A 16142-nucleotide genomic window follows, 5' to 3' on the forward strand; every position below is an offset into this window, starting at 1 on the left:
TAGACTAAAGATGTATATATTCATTTTCTTTTACATGTAAAACTACAATATTTTATTGAGCTATTTAATTTGATTTTAAGGAAAACCTTTTATAATAGGTTTAGGTGATATAATTGTGAAAAAATTAACAACAATACTGTTTCAATATAAAATTTTTCCGGTACTCATGTTCATGGTCAGTACTGGTCTCGGCATACTCGTTATAACGCAAAATATTTTAATAGCAGATTTTTTAGCTAAAATTATAAGACATCAATTTCAAGGTTTATGGATTGTATTATTTATTTTATTAGGTGTTTTACTTTTAAGAGCAACTGTGCAATTTCTAAATCAATGGTTAGGTGATACATTAGCATTTAAAGTTAAGCATATGCTTAGACAGCGGGTTATTTATAAAAATAATGGTCATCCAATCGGTGAACAAATGACTATACTCACAGAAAACATTGATGGTCTAGCACCTTTTTATAAGAGTTATTTGCCTCAAGTGTTCAAATCAATGATGGTTCCGCTCATCATAATCATTGCAATGTTTTTCATCCATTTCAATACCGCATTAATTATGTTAATAACTGCACCATTTATTCCTTTGTTTTATATTATTTTCGGTTTGAAAACGCGAGATGAGTCAAAAGATCAAATGACTTATTTGAATCAATTTAGTCAACGGTTTTTAAATATTGCTAAAGGTTTAGTGACGTTAAAGCTATTTAATCGTACAGAGCAAACAGAGAAGCATATTTACGACGATAGTACTCAGTTTAGAACTTTAACAATGCGCATTTTACGCAGTGCTTTTTTATCGGGATTAATGCTCGAATTTATAAGTATGTTAGGTATTGGATTGGTTGCATTGGAAGCAACGCTAAGCTTAGTAGTATTTCATAATATTGATTTTAAAACTGCGGCAATTGCGATTATTTTAGCGCCTGAATTTTATAATGCAATTAAGGACTTAGGGCAAGCGTTCCATACTGGAAAACAAAGTGAAGGTGCCAGTGACGTTGTGTTTGAGTTTTTAGAACAACCGAACAATAATAATGAATTTCTATTAAAGTATGAGGAAAATCAAAAGCCATTTATTCAGTTAACAGACATATCATTTCGATATGATGATTCTGATAGATTGGTATTAAATGATTTAAATTTGGAAATATTTAAAGGTGATCAAATTGCACTTGTAGGTCCAAGCGGGGCAGGTAAATCCACTTTGACACATCTTATTGCAGGTGTTTATCAGCCAACAATAGGTACTATAAGTACAAACAAGCGTGATTTAAATATAGGAATACTTAGTCAACAGCCATATATTTTCAGTGCTTCTATAAAAGAGAATATTACGATGTTTAAAGATATAGAAAATAATACTATTGAAGAAGTGCTAGACGAAGTAGGTTTATTAGACAAAGTGCAATCTTTCACACAAGGCATTAACACAATAATAGGTGAAGGAGGCGAAATGTTATCTGGTGGACAGATGAGACGCATAGAACTTTGCCGTCTTTTAGTTATGAAGCCAGATCTCGTTATATTTGATGAGCCTGCAACTGGTTTAGATATTCAAACAGAACACATGATTCAGAACGTTCTGTTTCAACATTTTAAAGATACAACGATGATTGTCATTGCACATAGAGATAATACAATTCGCCATTTACAACGACGTTTGTATATAGAAAATGGAAGACTGATTGCTGATGATCGCAATATTTCAGTAAATATAACAGAAAATGGTGATGACTTATGAAAACACGACTAAAATTTCAAGTAGATAAGGATTTATTGTTAGCTATAGTTGTTGGTGTTTGTGGAAGTTTAGTTGCGCTCGCCATGTTTTTCTTAAGTGGTTATATGGTGACACAAAGTGCACTTGGTGCGCCACTATACGCTCTGATGATTTTAGTCGTAACAGTAAAATTGTTTGGGTTTTTAAGAGCTATTACTCGATACGTAGAGCGTCTTATTTCTCATAAAGCTACATTTACAATGCTACGTGATATTCGGGTACAGTTTTTCGGTAAATTAGTAAATGTCATTCCTAATGTTTACCGTAAACTGAGTTCTAGTGATTTAATTTCACGTATGATTAGTCGTGTTGAGGCATTACAAAATATATATTTACGTGTTTATTATCCACCAGTCGTTATCGGTTTGACAGCGCTAGTTACAGTAATAGTTTTGGCGTTCATTTCAATCAGCCATGCGCTATTGATTATGGTTAGCATGTTGTTTACTTTACTCGTTGTTCCTTGGTTAAGCTCAAAAAAAGCACGTACTTTAAAGAAACATGCAGCTAATGAACAGGCCCGTTTTTTAAATCATTTTTATGATTATAAAGCTGGTATGGATGAACTACGTCGATTTAATCAAATTAATCATTATCGAGATAATTTGATGGCTAAATTAAATCATTTTGATAAATTACAACTTAAAGAGCAACGCTTTTTAACGATTTATGATTTTATATTAAATATTATTGCTATGCTTTCGATTTTTGGTAGTTTAGTTCTAGGATTAATTCAAATTAATGCAGGCCAACTAAATATTATTTATATGACGAGTATAGTTTTAATGGTCTTAACTTTATTTGAACAAGCTGTACCAATGACAAATGTCGCGTATTATAAAGCGGATACTGACCAAGCATTGCATGATATTAATGAAGTGATATCTGTACCTTCTACTAATGGAAAAAACCGTCTTAATGATAAGTATGATGCAACGAACATTTATGAAGTTAAGGACGCTAGTTTTAAGTATTGGAACCAGCAAACGTATGTGTTGTCGGATATTAATTTTAATGTTAATAGAGGCGAAAAGATTGCGATTGTGGGTCCTTCTGGTTCAGGAAAAAGTACATTACTACAAATTATGGCTGGGTTATATCAATTAGATAGTGGCTCTATTCGTTTCGAAAATATGGATATGTTTGAAATAGATGACAAAGATAAGTTTGAATCGTTAAATGTCTTGCTACAATCTCAACAATTATTTGATGGTACAATACGTCAAAATTTATTTACCGATGAAAAAGATGAAGCGGTGCAAGCAATATTTAAGCAATTAGATTTAGAACATTTGGCACTAGAACGTCAAATTGACTTAGATGGTCATACATTATCTGGCGGAGAAATTCAGCGTTTAGCGATTGCGAGGATGTTATTAAAAGATACTGTATCAACATGGATTTTAGATGAACCAACAACTGCATTAGATAAACAAAATAGTTTAAAAGTTATGGATTTAATTGAAGCACATGCAGAAACATTAATTGTTGCTACACACGATTTAACTTTATTGTCACGTTTCGAGACCATCATTGTGATGATAAATGGTAAAATAGTTGAAAAGGGAAACTATCAACAATTACTCGCTAATCAAGGTGCTTTATGGAATATGATTCAATATAATGCATAAAAAAACTGCTTGATAGGCTAAGAAACCTTTCAAGCAGTTTTTTAACTAACAAGCTTACGCGTGCTAATTGTTTTTCTATTCTTAATAAATTCTAAACATTACTTTAATTGTCATGACAAAAGTTAATTATTTTTCCTTTGTTTCATCAAATGCATGAATGACTTTACCTAATAAGCGATTAAGTTCTTTAACTTCATCTTGAGATAAAGAAGAAGCTGAAGCGACTTTGTCAGATGCATTACTTAATTCTGGTCTAATAGTTTCACTTTTGTCAGTCAAGTGAATAAATACTTCACGTTGATCGACTTCGGAACGTTCACGCTTAATTAAGTCTACTTGTTCCATTCGTTTTAATAATGGTGATACTGTACCAGTATCGAGTGCTAATTCAGTTACGACTTTCTTGACGTTTACAGGAGATTCATCCCATAAAATTGTTAAGACAAGAAATTGTGGGTATGTTAGATTGTACTTCTTAAAAACTTTGTTAGAGTAGTAGCGATTAACTTGTCTTTGAGCATTGTACAAACTAAAGCATAGCTGTTCTTTTAAATTATGTTGATCAGACATTAAAGTTCTCCTCCAGACATACTATCCGTTTTTTTCTCTTTTCGGATTGGTAATCATTAAAAAGTTGATTGTTTATTAATTCACAACTTTCTTTGATTCAATGCCATGCTAAAATTAAAGTATGTTTAAAGTTTAGAAGATATTTTTGATTAAATCAAGCAAAAAGATAATTTAATATATATGTTATCATTTTTAAAAATAACTGTAATAGAAAAGAGAATATAAAATGAAAAATAATAAAGATGAAAAAATAAGAATATCCATAATTAACGGATTTTTGGGTAGTGGTAAAACCACGTTACTGACACATTATATTAGTGAATTATTAAAAAATGATGAGAAAATTAAAATCATCATGAATGAATTCGGTACTTTTGATATTGATAGCAATAGTATTTCAAATGAAATTGAAGTCCATTCATTGATTAATGGTTGTGTTTGTTGCGATCTTAAACAAGAACTTGTCTATGAACTAAAAGCCATTGCTTTAAAAGGGGACGTTAATCATGTCATCATAGAAGCGACAGGCATTGCGCATTCTTTGGAATTACTAGTTGCATGTCAAGATCCGCAAATCGTTAATTTCTTTGAAAAACCAATTATTTATGGTGTATTAGATGCGACTCGATTTTTGGAACGTCATCAATATACCGAAAATACAGTTTCGCTGATGGAAGATCAGTTGAAACTAAGTGACATGATTATTATTAATAAAATTGATCTTGTAACTGATGACAGTCTTGAAAAAATTGATAAGCAATTAAGTATAATTTGTGCAAGTATTCCAACTTATAAAACAACCTATGGACAAGTTTCGTTGGAAGAATTGGACTTACCTGGTAAAGACAGAGAGATATCGTCTCATCATCACCATCATCATGGGATTAAAAGTATGACTTACACATTTACAGGTCCGATTGATCGTCAATTGTTTTATCAATTTATAATGAAATTACCGGAATCTGTTCTACGTTTGAAAGGTTATGTATCATTTAGAGATCAACCAAATGCAATTTATGAATTTCAATATGCATATGGTTTACCAGACTATGGAATAATTGGCATGCACTTACCATTAACGATTGTTATTATTGGTGAAACTTTAGATACAAATCACATACGTAATCAATTGGATATGCTACAATTTACGTAAATCAGAAAATGTGTTGTTTCAATTTAACGGAAATAGCACATTAATTTCTTAATACTTTTATTGTGAATATTTTGTGACATTGAGGGATGGAGTGGATGAGATATGGAACAAATAATGATTAATCACTATGTTCATTTTTCTAGGCTTGTACAAGGTTTTTGGCGTGCAAATGAATGGAAGATGACTGCGAAAGAGTTAAATTATTTTATAAATGAATTAGTTGAACGTGGGATTACCACGATGGATCATGCTGATATTTATGGGGATTATCAATGTGAATCACTGTTTGGTAATGCTTTGGATTTATCACCCGAATTAAGAAATAAAATTCAAATTGTTACGAAATGTGGTATCATTTTGCCTTCTAAGCAATTTGATTTTACAAATGGACATCGTTATGATTTGAGTAGTAAGCACATCGTGAAATCTGTTGAACAGTCATTAATCAATTTGAATGTAGATTATTTAGATAGTCTACTCATTCATCGTCCTTCACCATTGATGGATCCAGAACAAGTTGCTGATGCATTAACTAAACTTGTTAAACAAGGTAAGTTGAAGTCATTCGGGGTGTCGAATTTTAATCATTCACAATACCAATTGTTAAATCAATATATTATGAAAGAAAGACTACATATTAGCATCAATCAATTAGAATTATCGCCATATCACGTTGATAGTTTACAAGATGGAACAATGGATTCAATGTATCAAAACCATGTTCAAATTATGGCTTGGAGTCCTTTTGCAGGCGGTAAAATTTTCGACAAGGAAGATATTAAAGCGCAACGTATTATGAAAGTTGTTCAATCAATAGCTGACAAATATGGTGTGAGTGACACAGCTGTGATGATAGCATGGTTAGTAAAAATACCGCATCGTATCATGCCGATACTTGGAACAAGTCAGTTAAAGCGTATTGATCAAGCAATCGAAGGGCTACAACTTAATTTAGATGATCAGTCGTGGTTTGACATTTACACCGCTATTATCGGACAAGATATTCCGTAAACTTATTTACTTTTAAATCATAAAGGAGCATATCATGACAAACGAAGATAAACGTTTCGAACAATTAAGATTTGAACGCAAATTTATAGTTATTCCGTATTTAATTTATGCAGTCATTGTATTACTATTAAATATTTTCTATTCTGATTTGAAAATAACAATGACATTATTCGGACTTTTCTTTGCGTATAATGTAGTCATTTTGTTCATAGCATTTATTAAACATTATAAACGCACATTGTTACTAAGTCTTATATTAACAGTGCTTAGTGGCGCGGCATTCTTTGGAATTATTTATGTTTATGGCATTAATCATTTTTAAATATTAAAAAGAGACTATCTACAATAATCTCATTTGCATTTTATCTAACTAAGTTTAACTTTTGCTTAGAAAAATGATGCTATGAGGATATTCAGTAGATAGTTTTTTTATGATCTAATATTTAAACTTAGATATCGTTTTGTAATTAACCGAGATAACTCATCACCTAGCAATATTATTTACAAAATATTTCGATAAAATTGTGTATTTTGCATAAATTAAAAATGTATGTTTTAAAAAATTGTTATAATTAAATTAAGATTAAACAAAGGGGTGACTGTTATGTCAGAAGAAAAACATGTAGTGGAACATGAACAACAAAAGAAAGAAAAGACAAAAAAGCAATACAAGCCATTTTGGATTGTCATGAGTTTTATAATACTTATAGTTGTACTATTACTCCCGGCACCTTCAAGTCTGCCAATAATGGCTAAGGCAGTACTAGCTATTTTAGCTTTTGCAGTTATTATGTGGGTAACGGAAGCTGTATCATATCCGGTGTCAGCAACTTTAATTATTGGCTTAATGATATTACTTTTAGGATTTAGCCCGGTTCAAAATTTAGGGGAGAAGCTAGGTAATCCGAAAAGTGGCAGTGCTGTTTTAGCTGGAAGTGACCTTCTAGGAACTAATCATGCATTAACATTAGCGTTTAGTGGATTTGCAACTTCAGCTGTAGCTCTCGTTGCAGCCGCATTATTTTTGGCTGCTGCTATGCAAGAAACGAATTTGCATAAAAGACTAGCTCTTTTAGTGTTATCAATTGTTGGTAATAAAACTAGAAATATAGTTATTGGAGCAATTATTGTTTCAATTGTACTTGCATTTTTCGTTCCTTCTGCAACAGCTAGAGCAGGGGCAGTTGTACCAATCTTGCTGGGTATGATTGCGGCATTTAAAGTTTCCAAAGATAGCAAGTTAGCGTCTTTATTAATAATTACCTCAGTACAAGCTGTGTCAATTTGGAATATTGGTATCAAAACGGCGGCAGCACAAAATATCGTAGCGATTAATTTTATAAACCATCAATTAGGATTTGATGTTTCATGGGGCGAGTGGTTCTTATATGCAGCGCCTTGGTCCATAGTTATGTCCATAGCTTTATATTTCATCATGATTAAAGTGATGCCTCCAGAAATCAATACAATAGAAGGTGGCAAAGATTTAATAAAAGAAGAATTGCATAAACTTGGCCCCGTTAGCGCACGTGAATGGCGTTTAATTGTTATATCCATGTTATTATTACTGTTTTGGTCAACTGAAAAAGTATTACATCCGATTGACTCTGCATCCATTACTATTATTGCTTTAGGTGTTATGTTAATGCCGAAAATTGGTGTCATGACATGGAAACATGTTGAAAATAAAATACCATGGGGAACAATTATCGTGTTTGGTGTAGGTATTTCATTAGGTAACGTTCTTTTGAAAACAGGTGCAGCTCAATGGTTAAGTGATCAAACTTTTGGTGTTTTAGGTTTAAAACATTTACCTATTATCGCGACAATTGCACTTATCACGCTTTTTAATATATTGATTCATTTGGGCTTTGCGAGTGCAACAAGTTTATCATCAGCCTTAATACCTGTTTTTATTTCGCTAACCTCTACGTTACACTTAGGAGACCAGTCTATAGGATTTGTTTTAATTCAACAATTTGTTATTAGCTTTGGGTTCTTATTACCGGTTAGTGCACCTCAAAATATGTTGGCTTATGGCACTGGTACTTTTACGGTTAAAGATTTCTTGAAGGCAGGTATACCATTGACAATTGTAGGGTATATTCTAGTGATAGTTTTTAGTATGACTTATTGGAAATGGTTAGGTTTGCTTTAATTAAAAATATAATTAAGAATCTAGGTTATTTTAAAGTGACAAAAAGCTTAATAAAATAAAAAGATAATTGAAGGGTGTTTTGTTTATGGCAATTGCTGTGTTATTAAATCGAATGTTTCGAATGGAACACAATCCATTATTTGAATATATTTATCAACAAAAAGAAGACATTGATGCATGTTATTTTATCATTCCGGAAGAGGACATGTCTTCAGCTTCTGATTTGAAAGCACAGTTTTATCGCGGTACTTTGCAGCGCTTTTACCAATCGTTGCACGCAGAAAAGCTCACACCTTATGTCATGTCTTATGACGATATCATTTCATTTTGTAAAGAAAACAATATATCTGAAGTAGTGATTGCGGGTGATATTATGAGTTATCATCTTGAAGAATATGATATTTTACATCAACGTTCTTTATTCAATGAAGCACGTATTGCCGTTACTTTAATACGTGGGAATCATTACTTTAAAGCGAGTAAAACAATGAATCAACAAGGGGAGCCATACAAAGTTTTTACTAGTTTCTATAAAAAATGGCGACCTTACTTGAGGCATAGAGACGTATATCACTATGATTTAAAATCATTCGAAGACTTCGTCATTGCATCACCTGATGATTTAGTGTTTGATGACATAACATTTGGATCCTCACAAATAATTGAACAGAATAAATGGCAACATTTTTTAGATCAAGATATACAGAATTACGAAAGCGGAAGAGACTATTTACCTGAAGTGTTAACAAGTCAGCTAAGTGTTGCTTTAGCATATGGATTATTAGATATTATTGAAATTTTTAATGATTTATTGGCGCGTTATGATGAAGATGAGGCAAACTATGAAGCATTTATACGTGAACTCATTTTTAGAGAATTTTATTATGTGTTAATGACACAGTATCCTGAAACCTCATACCAAGCTTTCAAACCTAAATATCGACAGATAAAATGGTCGCAAAATGAAGCGAATTTTAATGCATGGTGCGAAGGGCAAACAGGATTTCCAATCATTGATGCAGCAATAATGGAATTGACACAAACTGGTTTTATGCATAATCGAATGAGAATGGTTGTGTCGCAATTTTTAACCAAAGATTTATTTATAGATTGGACATGGGGAGAAAAATTCTTTAGAAAGCACCTTATTGACTATGATGCAGCATCAAATATTCATGGATGACAATGGTCTGCTTCTACAGGTACGGATGCAGTGCCGTATTTTAGAATGTTTAATCCAATAAGACAGAGTGAACGCTTTGATGCTAAAGCTTTGTATATCAAAACATATCTTCCGATTTTTAATCAAATTGATGCAAAATATTTGCATGATACACAACGCAATGAGTCCAACCTTTTTGAACAGGGGATTGAATTAGGTAGTCATTATCCAAGACAAATGGTAGATCATCAAGAAAAACGTACACAAGTTTTAGCTACATTTAAAGCGCTAGACTAATTCGGCTCAATTGATAGATCTGGCATGAGTAAAATCTGGAGCAGAATATAAAGTTCTTAAGCAATATAAATAAGCCAATTTCTATTATTGATGTGATAGAAATTGGCTTTCCTCAAATATATAAGTTGTATTTAGTTTTCTTATTAATTTGATGTTATCTTAGTATGTCTGTAAATAAAGTGAGGTATAGTACGACATACTCTAAAAACGTAGCGAGATAAATATATTTCAATCTAACTTTTATGTTTTGAGGCACTTGCCATTTAGGATATTGTCGTTCGTAATACGACACTTGTTGTATAAATACACCTAGTCCAAATGGCAGCATCATGAGTAAGATACTTCTTAAATAACTTAAACCAATATCATGCCATATGTGTCCAATAATCAATTGAAAGACAATGATAGATACTATTAAAACGATTATATTTATTGTCACTTGTTCAAACGCACTCCTTTTCCAAATAATAGAATTGCTGCTTGCATGACAACCATAAAACATACAAACATAGCAGTTTTAAGCGTTAGACTTTCTAGAATGTGATTTAGAACATGTAAGGGCTCATTAAAGAAATAAACGGAATGTAAGCGTAAGAAACGACCAATATAAATTCCGAATCCATTTAAAAACATTAGCACGACAACAATTAATCTATTAAGCCAACGGTGAGAAGTCAATGTTAGTATTTCAAAATAGATTAAAATCATCACATAAACCGCTAAGAAGACACCAAGCAGTAAATAGGTAAAGTATTTCCACTCACTTAAATTTAGTCCTGCGTAAAAGTTGAATTGAAATTGGTTCAAATGGATTAAATCAGTTACCATATAAAATGTATTTGGTAAAAGTAACACAAATATAAAACTATATATGATAAATAGTGGCCATTCATACTTTTTATTCGGTTTGAATAATCGTAATAATAGACTAAGCTCAAAAGGTATATATGCTAAAAACAAATTTAAAGTCATAAATTGAAAAATTTTAGTCTCAAAAAGGGAGACGATAAATAAAATTAAAAAGTAAATTCTAGCGATGTATCGAGATTGCATCAATAATAAACACTACTTTCTAATGAAAAAGTTATTCATTCAAATGTGATAGTTATAAACGCATTCAATTCCTAATTAAAAATTTAATTTAACTCGTTGAAGTATATTAATAAACGAGAATGCATTTATGATTAAGCACTTATGATAACTTGTAATAAAATTTGATTCAACTAAAAAGTAAAGTGCTATTGAGGATCAAGTAAATTTAAACCGACTGCATCTTTGAATGAACGTTGAATGTCCAAATCAGTTACAGTAAGAATGATTTCAGCAGTTGCAGAAACAATTGCTTTAGCGAGATGTCCGCTAAAAGTTTCATATGATTGAGTACCGAAAGTAGCATGCAAATGTGCAAAATGACCATTTTCTAGACGAGAAATATTACCTAATAAGCTCGTCAATTCCAGTGGCTCAGTAATATGTTTTTCTTCGTATTGTTTCGTTGTTAAATTGAAAAATTTTAAAACGACGTCATCACACGCACCAATGCCGCTGACAGATGTAAATGTTAAGTCTTGGTCATCTGCAAAGTTTGTTATACATTCAACGATATCTTCGCCTTTTTCTAACACTAGTAGTATAGTATGATTACTTTTTTGCAATTTCATATGATCAATCCCCTTTATTTTAATATGTCATTAATTATACAATTAAATGGAAAATAGTGATAATTACAAAGAAAAAATATTGTCAAATGTAGCAATATTGTAATACAATATAGAAACTTTTTACGAATATTTAGCATGAATTGCAATCTGTCGTGGAAAAGAAGAATAACAGCTTTAAGCATGACATGGAGAAAAAAGAGGTGAGCATATGAATAAACAGATTTTTGTCTTATATTTTAATATTTTCTTGATTTTTTTAGGTATCGGTTTAGTAATACCAGTCTTGCCTGTTTATTTAAAAGATTTGGGATTAACTGGTAGTGATTTAGGATTACTAGTTGCTGCTTTTGCGTTATCTCAAATGATTATATCGCCGTTTGGTGGTACGCTAGCTGACAAATTAGGGAAGAAATTAATTATATGTATAGGGTTAATTTTATTCTCAGTGTCAGAATTTATGTTTGCAGTTGGCCACAATTTTTCGGTATTGATGTTATCGAGAGTGATTGGTGGTATGAGTGCTGGTATGGTAATGCCTGGTGTGACAGGTTTGATTGCAGATGTTTCACCAAGCCATCAAAAAGCAAAAAACTTTGGCTACATGTCAGCGATTATCAATTCTGGATTCATTTTAGGACCAGGGATTGGTGGATTTATGGCAGAAGTTTCACATCGTATGCCATTTTATTTTGCAGGTGCATTAGGCATTTTAGCTTTCATAATGTCAGTTGTATTGATTCATGATCCGAAAAAGTCTACGACAAGTGGTTTCCAAAAACTTGAGCCCCAATTGTTAACGAAAATTGATTGGAAAGTCTTTATTACGCCAGCAATTTTAACGCTCGTCTTAGCGTTCGGTTTATCGGCATTTGAAACACTGTATTCTTTATATACATCGTATAAAGTAAATTATTCACCTAAAGATATTTCGATTGCAATTACAGGTGGCGGTATCTTTGGTGCACTTTTCCAAATTTATTTCTTTGATAAATTTATGAAATACTTCTCTGAGTTAACATTTATTGCATGGTCATTAATATATTCAGTTATTGTATTAGTGCTATTAGTTATTGCCGATGGTTACTGGACAATTATGGTAATTAGCTTTGTTGTCTTTATCGGGTTCGATATGATAAGACCTGCTATTACAAATTATTTCTCAAATATTGCTGGTGATAGACAGGGATTTGCAGGTGGGTTAAACTCGACATTCACTAGTATGGGTAATTTCATAGGTCCTTTAATCGCAGGTGCGTTATTTGATGTACACATTGAAGCACCAATTTATATGGCTATAGGTGTGTCATTAGCAGGTGTTGTTATTGTTTTAATTGAAAAGCAACATAGAGCTAAGTTAAAACAACAAGATTTGTAATATCGCACATGGTTGTCATTCGATTAATGTATTTCGACAACTAAAGCATTTCAAAATAAGCATCGATTTTCTTACAATTATAGTGAAGAAAAGTCGATGCTTTACATTTATAAAGATTAAAAACTTTTAAATGTTTTAGTCTTTATATTTAAATGTTATATGTAACAAAAAATGATTTTGAGTAATAAACATGTTACAAATATTACATTCTTTTTAAATTGCAATCCACATACCTAATTCATTAACATTAATGTGTTAAGATGATAAAAAATGAGTAAGGAAATGTGGGTAAGGGGATGACAGTAAAAAATTTATTTTTAGGCTTTGTTGCTGTAATATTAACCGTTTGTTTAATTGGTTTATTAATATTAGCAACAAATGAAGATGCGCTTGCTAAGGTACATAAAACGATTAATACACTTAACGCGATAAATGTATCAACTGAAGATACTTATAAAAAGAAAATGGATATTCTCAATATTCATACTGCTAAAGCATCTGAAGTGAATGAAAATGTGAAAAAGCAAAATCATTTTAAGCATCGTGTGAATGCAAATAAATCAAATTCTTTTAACGAACAAGAGTGCCAAGTTATTGCTGATCGTTATGCAGATAAGCATATCAATGATAATTATGGTTTAGAAAGAATTTCTAAGACAAATCATGGATATAATTATGTGTATTCCAATGATAATTCAACTAGTAAGCAACATGTAAGTATTTCAAATCAAGGCATAATAACGAAATAATAGATGGAACAGTGTATTCTAATTGGATATACTGTTTTTATTTTGCAATAATTTAATTTGAAAAGGTGAACTCAACTTATTAAATGATGTAAATGTTATGTCAAAATCAACCAATCCGTAATGTATTTTAAAATGTTAATATAGTTCTGAAGAAGTATAAATGAGGTGTTGAAATGGCTAAAAATAAGAAAACGAACGCGATGCGTATGCTTGATCGTGCAAAAATTAAATACGATGTTCATAGCTTTGAGGTACCAGAAGAACATTTATCGGGTGTAGAAGTCGCAGAACTCATACAAGCAAATGTTAAAACAGTATTTAAAACGCTTGTTCTAGAAAATACAAAACATGAACATTTTGTATTTGTTATCCCAGTAAGTGAAACTTTAGATATGAAAAAGGCAGCTGCTTTGGTTGGAGAGAAGAAATTGCAGCTTATGCCTTTAGATAATTTGAAAAATGTAACGGGATACATTCGTGGTGGGTGTTCGCCTGTTGGTATGAAAACATTGTTTCCAACAGTCGTTGACAAATCCTGTGAAAATTATAGTCATATCAGTGTGAGTGGTGGGCTTCGAACAATGCAAATCACAATAGCTGTTGAGGATTTGATTGCAATAACTAAAGGCAAAATTGGAGAAGTTATCCATGAATGATTAATAACAACAAAAAGTATGGGGCAAGATTAGGAGTGTGACAGAGATGAAATTTTTATAAAATTCATTTCTGCCACACTCCTTTTTGATTGAATTAGCATATTACGATCATAAACAGTCATTACAAATGAGTATTTGAATATAAAAATCTAATTTTATCGTCACAATTTGGTTGTTTTTGATTGTTTTTGGTAATTTATGATTGAAAAGTGAAAGCGTACTCATTATAATACAGAGTGAGATGGGGTGATGATGATAATTACAGAAAAAAGACACGAGTTAATATTAGAAGAACTTTCGCACAAAGATTTTTTGACTTTACAAGAATTAATAGATCGAACTGGCTGCAGTGCTTCAACAATACGAAGAGATTTATCTAAACTACAACAATTAGGGAAATTGCAACGTGTGCATGGTGGTGCAATGTTAAAAGAAAATCGTATGGTTGAGGCGAATTTAACTGAAAAATTAGCAACTAATCTCGATGAAAAGAAAATGATTGCTAAAATAGCAGCTAATCAAATCAACGATAATGAATGCTTATTTATCGATGCTGGTTCATCTACATTGGAGCTAATTAAATATATTCAAGCGAAAGATATCATTGTGGTAACCAATGGTTTAACACATGTAGAAGCTTTACTTAAAAAAGGTATTAAAACAATTATGCTAGGTGGTCAAGTTAAAGAAAATACACTTGCTACGATTGGTTCAAGTGCCATGGAGATATTAAGACGATATTGTTTCGATAAAGCTTTTATCGGGATGAATGGATTAGATATTGAACTTGGATTAACTACTCCCGATGAGCAAGAGGCATTAGTTAAACAAACAGCAATGTCATTAGCCAATCAATCATTTGTACTTATAGATCATTCTAAGTTTAATAAAGTATATTTTGCTCGTGTACCTTTGCTAGAAAGTACGACCGTCATCACATCTGAAAAAGCATTAAATCAAGAATCGTTAAAAGAATACCAACAAAAGTATCACTTTATAGGAGGGACTTTATGATTTATACAGTGACTTTCAATCCTTCAATTGACTATGTCATTTTTACGAATGATTTTAAAATTGATGGTTTGAATAGAGCAACAGCAACATATAAATTCGCTGGGGGAAAAGGTATTAATGTCTCACGTGTTTTAAAGACATTGGATGTTGAGTCAACTGCCTTGGGATTTGCAGGTGGATTTCCTGGGAAATTCATTATAGATACATTAAATAACAGTGCAATTCAATCGAATTTTATTGAAGTTGATGAAGATACACGTATTAATGTGAAATTAAAAACAGGACAAGAAACAGAAATCAATGCACCTGGTCCTCATATAACGTCAACACAATTTGAACAACTGTTACAACAAATTAAAAATACAACAAGCGAAGATATAGTTATTGTTGCTGGAAGTGTACCAAGTAGTATTCCAAGCGATGCGTATGCGCAAATTGCACAAATTACAGCACAGACAGGTGCTAAATTAGTAGTCGACGCTGAAAAAGAATTGGCTGAAAGCGTTTTACCATATCATCCACTATTTATTAAACCTAATAAAGATGAATTAGAAGTGATGTTTAATACAACAGTGAACTCAGACGCAGATGTTATTAAATATGGTCGTTTGTTAGTTGATAAAGGTGCGCAATCTGTTATTGTCTCACTTGGCGGTGATGGTGCTATTTATATTGATAAAGAAATCAGTATTAAAGCAGTTAATCCACAAGGGAAAGTGGTTAATACAGTTGGCTCTGGTGATAGTACAGTTGCAGGCATGGTGGCTGGAATTGCTTCAGGTTTAACGATTGAAAAAGCATTCCAACAAGCAGTTGCATGCGGTACTGCCACGGCATTTGATGAGGACTTAGCAACACGGGACGCTATAGAAAAAATAAAATCACAAGTTACGATTAGCGTACTTGATGGGGAGTGAAA

15 protein-coding genes and 1 pseudogene are annotated in these 16142 nt (G+C 31.9%); 12 read left to right on the plus strand and 4 right to left on the minus strand.

Going from position 1 to position 16142, the window contains the following annotated elements; all coding sequences use genetic code 11:
- The first annotated feature begins 115 nt into the window (after positions 1-115).
- Positions 116-1747 carry an ABC transporter ATP-binding protein/permease gene (locus IDG65_RS00620; RefSeq protein ID WP_000737172.1) on the plus strand — a complete coding sequence of 544 codons (1632 nt, stop codon included), beginning with the start codon at positions 116-118 and terminating at the stop codon, positions 1745-1747.
- Positions 1744-3417: an amino acid ABC transporter ATP-binding/permease protein gene (locus IDG65_RS00625; protein WP_000857621.1), complete on the plus strand. Its 1674-nt coding sequence runs from the start codon at positions 1744-1746 to the stop codon at positions 3415-3417. The genes IDG65_RS00620 and IDG65_RS00625 overlap by 4 nt, the downstream gene beginning before the upstream one ends.
- A gap of 126 nt (positions 3418-3543) precedes the next feature.
- Here IDG65_RS00625 and mgrA read toward each other — a convergent pair whose 3' ends face one another.
- On the minus strand, positions 3544-3987 hold the full coding sequence (mgrA, locus tag IDG65_RS00630) for a global transcriptional regulator MgrA (RefSeq protein WP_001283444.1): 444 nt from the start codon (positions 3985-3987) through the stop codon (positions 3544-3546).
- Positions 3988-4213: 226 nt separating this feature from the next.
- On the opposite strand from mgrA, the gene IDG65_RS00635 reads away from it, so the two are divergent.
- From IDG65_RS00635 to IDG65_RS00655, 5 genes and pseudogenes are all read left to right on the plus strand, one after another.
- Complete coding sequence (locus IDG65_RS00635; RefSeq protein WP_000794422.1) at positions 4214-5140, plus strand: CobW family GTP-binding protein; 927 nt, start codon at positions 4214-4216, stop codon at positions 5138-5140.
- A gap of 102 nt (positions 5141-5242) precedes the next feature.
- A complete protein-coding gene (locus tag IDG65_RS00640) occupies positions 5243-6151 on the plus strand; it encodes an aldo/keto reductase (protein ID WP_000435107.1) in 909 nt (302 codons plus the stop codon).
- A 34-nt stretch (positions 6152-6185) separates the two neighbouring features.
- On the plus strand, positions 6186-6473 hold the full coding sequence (locus IDG65_RS00645) for a hypothetical protein (protein WP_000180416.1): 288 nt from the start codon (positions 6186-6188) through the stop codon (positions 6471-6473).
- 282 nt (positions 6474-6755) lie between these two features.
- Positions 6756-8309 (plus strand): SLC13 family permease, encoded by a 1554-nt coding sequence (locus tag IDG65_RS00650; RefSeq protein WP_001288058.1) that lies wholly within the window; start codon positions 6756-6758, stop codon positions 8307-8309.
- Between the two features lie 85 nt (positions 8310-8394).
- Positions 8395-9768, plus strand: a pseudogene (locus IDG65_RS00655) (cryptochrome/photolyase family protein).
- Positions 9769-9922: 154 nt separating this feature from the next.
- Here the strand turns inward: IDG65_RS00655 and IDG65_RS00660 are convergent.
- From IDG65_RS00660 to IDG65_RS00670, 3 genes are all read right to left on the minus strand, one after another.
- Positions 9923-10207, minus strand: coding sequence for a hypothetical protein (locus tag IDG65_RS00660; RefSeq protein ID WP_000154465.1), 285 nt, complete (start codon positions 10205-10207; stop codon positions 9923-9925).
- Positions 10204-10821: a DUF1361 domain-containing protein gene (locus IDG65_RS00665; protein WP_001191874.1), complete on the minus strand. Its 618-nt coding sequence runs from the start codon at positions 10819-10821 to the stop codon at positions 10204-10206. The genes IDG65_RS00660 and IDG65_RS00665 overlap by 4 nt, the downstream gene beginning before the upstream one ends.
- Positions 10822-11006: 185 nt before the next feature.
- Positions 11007-11429, minus strand: a complete 423-nt coding sequence (locus IDG65_RS00670) for a PPC domain-containing DNA-binding protein (protein WP_000776012.1) — start codon at positions 11427-11429, stop codon at positions 11007-11009.
- A gap of 208 nt (positions 11430-11637) precedes the next feature.
- On the opposite strand from IDG65_RS00670, the gene norA reads away from it, so the two are divergent.
- The 5 genes from norA to pfkB all read left to right on the plus strand — a co-directional run bounded on the left by norA (position 11638) and on the right by pfkB (position 16140).
- Positions 11638-12804, plus strand: a complete 1167-nt coding sequence (norA, locus tag IDG65_RS00675) for a multidrug efflux MFS transporter NorA (protein WP_001041282.1) — start codon at positions 11638-11640, stop codon at positions 12802-12804.
- Positions 12805-13100: 296 nt separating this feature from the next.
- A complete protein-coding gene (locus IDG65_RS00680; RefSeq protein WP_000216727.1) occupies positions 13101-13553 on the plus strand; it encodes a hypothetical protein in 453 nt (150 codons plus the stop codon).
- A 173-nt stretch (positions 13554-13726) separates the two neighbouring features.
- Positions 13727-14209 (plus strand): Cys-tRNA(Pro) deacylase, encoded by a 483-nt coding sequence (gene ybaK, locus IDG65_RS00685; protein ID WP_001107233.1) that lies wholly within the window; start codon positions 13727-13729, stop codon positions 14207-14209.
- 249 nt (positions 14210-14458) lie between these two features.
- On the plus strand, positions 14459-15223 hold the full coding sequence (locus IDG65_RS00690; protein ID WP_001670289.1) for a DeoR/GlpR family DNA-binding transcription regulator: 765 nt from the start codon (positions 14459-14461) through the stop codon (positions 15221-15223).
- Positions 15220-16140, plus strand: coding sequence for a 1-phosphofructokinase (gene pfkB / locus IDG65_RS00695; protein ID WP_000640740.1), 921 nt, complete (start codon positions 15220-15222; stop codon positions 16138-16140). The genes IDG65_RS00690 and pfkB overlap by 4 nt, the downstream gene beginning before the upstream one ends.
- The last annotated feature ends 2 nt before the right edge of the window (positions 16141-16142 follow it).

The sequence above is a fragment of the Staphylococcus sp. EG-SA-17 genome (genome assembly GCF_017151845.1).
GTDB lineage: Bacteria > Bacillota > Bacilli > Staphylococcales > Staphylococcaceae > Staphylococcus > Staphylococcus aureus.

Coding starts and splice junctions, on each gene's coding strand:
- IDG65_RS00625 (WP_000857621.1), top strand. CDS start 1,744: ATGAAAACACGACTAAAATTTCAAGTAGATAAGGATTTATTGTTAGCT.
- mgrA (WP_001283444.1), bottom strand. CDS start 3,987: ATGTCTGATCAACATAATTTAAAAGAACAGCTATGCTTTAGTTTGTAC.
- IDG65_RS00635 (WP_000794422.1), top strand. CDS start 4,214: ATGAAAAATAATAAAGATGAAAAAATAAGAATATCCATAATTAACGGA.
- IDG65_RS00640 (WP_000435107.1), top strand. CDS start 5,243: ATGGAACAAATAATGATTAATCACTATGTTCATTTTTCTAGGCTTGTA.
- IDG65_RS00645 (WP_000180416.1), top strand. CDS start 6,186: ATGACAAACGAAGATAAACGTTTCGAACAATTAAGATTTGAACGCAAA.
- IDG65_RS00650 (WP_001288058.1), top strand. CDS start 6,756: ATGTCAGAAGAAAAACATGTAGTGGAACATGAACAACAAAAGAAAGAA.
- IDG65_RS00665 (WP_001191874.1), bottom strand. CDS start 10,821: ATGCAATCTCGATACATCGCTAGAATTTACTTTTTAATTTTATTTATC.
- IDG65_RS00670 (WP_000776012.1), bottom strand. CDS start 11,429: ATGAAATTGCAAAAAAGTAATCATACTATACTACTAGTGTTAGAAAAA.
- norA (WP_001041282.1), top strand. CDS start 11,638: ATGAATAAACAGATTTTTGTCTTATATTTTAATATTTTCTTGATTTTT.
- IDG65_RS00680 (WP_000216727.1), top strand. CDS start 13,101: ATGACAGTAAAAAATTTATTTTTAGGCTTTGTTGCTGTAATATTAACC.
- ybaK (WP_001107233.1), top strand. CDS start 13,727: ATGGCTAAAAATAAGAAAACGAACGCGATGCGTATGCTTGATCGTGCA.
- IDG65_RS00690 (WP_001670289.1), top strand. CDS start 14,459: ATGATGATAATTACAGAAAAAAGACACGAGTTAATATTAGAAGAACTT.
- pfkB (WP_000640740.1), top strand. CDS start 15,220: ATGATTTATACAGTGACTTTCAATCCTTCAATTGACTATGTCATTTTT.